The organism is Mesorhizobium sp. M8A.F.Ca.ET.161.01.1.1, from assembly GCF_004792105.1.
Classification (GTDB): Bacteria; Pseudomonadota; Alphaproteobacteria; order Rhizobiales; family Rhizobiaceae; genus Mesorhizobium.
Genome location: NZ_SRTD01000208.1, coordinates 1 through 351, shown reverse-complemented (window position 1 = coordinate 351; position 351 = coordinate 1). Strand labels below are relative to the sequence as shown.

Sequence of the window (351 nt, the reverse complement as noted above, 5' to 3'; positions counted from 1 at the left end):
GCTTACGTCAAGAACGTCTTCGACGAGCGCGCGCCGACCCTTATGAAGGAAAACCGCGGCATCGGCGGCATCGAGGCGAGCATGACCGAACCGCGCATGTTCGGCATCGGGGTGCGCGGCACATTCTGAGCCTTCACCTGAGCTCGAAAAGAAAAAGGCCTTCGAAGCGATCTTCGGAGGCCTCTTTCTTTACGCAACCGCTACGGTCCATAACCCTCAGAAAAACGCCTGAATGCCCGTCTGGGCCCGGCCGAGGATCAGCGCGTGCACGTCATGCGTGCCTTCATACGTGTTGACCGTTTCGAGGTTCTGCGCGTGGCGCATGACGTGATATTCGATCTGGATGCCGTT

Annotated in this window: 1 pseudogene; it reads right to left on the bottom strand. The window is 58.7% G+C overall.

Annotated elements, in window-relative coordinates:
- Window positions 1-216: 216 nt before the first annotated feature.
- Window positions 217-351 (bottom strand): annotated as a pseudogene (locus EN804_RS35350) (acyl-CoA dehydrogenase); the annotation flags it as partial.